This window comes from Streptomyces palmae (assembly GCF_004684805.1).
Classification (GTDB): Bacteria; Actinomycetota; Actinomycetes; order Streptomycetales; family Streptomycetaceae; genus Streptomyces; species Streptomyces palmae.
The window spans coordinates 1-1,536 of record NZ_SRID01000664.1 but is presented as its reverse complement, the minus strand read 5'-3'; the positions used below and the strand labels follow the sequence as shown (position 1 = coordinate 1,536).

The 1,536-nt window shown below is 77.9% G+C and carries 2 protein-coding genes; both read left to right on the top strand.

Translation table 11 applies throughout. From position 1 onward, the window contains the following. Positions 1-48: 48 nt before the first annotated feature. Positions 49-378, top strand: coding sequence for a hypothetical protein (locus E4099_RS31915; protein ID WP_386389960.1), 330 nt, complete (start codon positions 49-51; stop codon positions 376-378). 253 nt (positions 379-631) lie between these two features. Further along, a partial coding sequence (locus E4099_RS34715) for a 4-alpha-glucanotransferase (protein ID WP_245245354.1) occupies positions 632-1,536 on the top strand: 905 nt, incomplete at its 3' end.

Here is a 1,536-nt window from a genome sequence, read left to right as displayed (position 1 = left end):
GCCCCCACCTACTGCCGAGAACATCGCCGAGACCCTACGGAGGCCCCCGTGGCCACGTCCGCCCCACTGCTCTCCGCCACCACCGACACCCCCGCCGCGCCGCCGCCCCGACAGGCGGGCACCGGTACCGAGGCCCTGGTCGGCGCCGCGGAGCCGGACCCGTTCGCCGGGCTGTCGCACCCCGACTGCGGGCTGGACGGCGCCGACTCCGCCCCGGGCGCGCCGCCCCCGCTGGTCAGCGAACCCCCGCTGGACGGCGCGCCACCGCTGACCAGCGAGCCGCCGCTGGCCGCCGAACCGCCACTGACCAGCGAGCCGACCGCCACCGCACCGGGCACGGCGGGCATCGACACGCTCCTGGAGCCGACCGGTTTCTGACCGGGTGTCGAGCGGCCTCCGATCGTGTCCGTGCCGGTGCCGGTCTCCCGCCGGCTTCTGGCGGGTCCTTGACGGAGCCTGGCGGGTGAGCGGTGTGGTGTGCGGGCGCGCGGAGGCACCCATGCGCGGGCGCGCGGTGTGAGGAGTGCGGCGCGCGGTGGCGCGGGTGCGCCGGTGCGCGACGGTAATGGATCCATGGGTGCACGGTGCACCGGATGTACGGACGTTCCGACGGATGTGCTGAGGAGTCCCGATGGGCCGAGCGCGCCTCGCCGAGCTGTACGGTGTCGCCACTTCCTACCAGCCGGAGCCGGGCCGCACGGTCCGGGTGCCCGAGGACACCGTGGTGGCCGTGCTCGCCGCCCTGGGGATCGACGCCTCGACGCCCCAGGCGGTGCGCGCCGCCCTGGACCGGTACGCGCACGGGGAGGCGCACCGCTTGCTGCCGCCCTGCGTGGTGGCCCGCCCCGGCCGCCCGCCCGGCCTCCATCTGCCGGAGGGCACCGTGCTGCGGGTGGAGACCGAGGACGGGCAGACCCGCGACTGGGGCCTGGAGGCGGGCCACCATCGGGGCGGCCCCGCCACGGCCTCCGGGAGCCCGCCGAGCGCCCCCGCGGGCTGGAACGCCGCCGGACGGGCCACCGCGGGGACGAACACCTCCGGATGGGCCACCGCGGGGACGAGCGCCACCCCGGACACGGGCGCCGCCCGCTGGAACCCCGCCGGAGGGAGCACAGCCGGGCTGGGTGCCGTGGGACGGGACCTTGGGGGGCGGGTCCCCGCAGACCCCGCGGAGGACGGCCGCGCCGGGAACGGCCCCGTCGGGAACGGCCGCGCCGGGAGGTCCTTCGCGGTCCCGGACGGTACTGGTGGCTTGCCGATGGGCCGCCACATCCTGCGGGCCCAGGCCCCCGACGGCCGGTCCGCCCGCGCCACCCTGATCGTCGCCCCGGACCGGATGCCCGCCCCCGCGGCCCGTACCCGGGGCTTCCTGGTGCAGCTCTACTCCCTGCTCTCCGCCCGCTCCTGGGGCATGGGCGACCTGGGCGACCTCGCCGACCTCGCGGCTTGGTCCGGCCGGGCCCTGGGCTGCGGGTTCGTCCAGCTCAACCCGCTGCACGCGGCGGTCCCCGGCACCGTGGACGCCCCCACCGACCC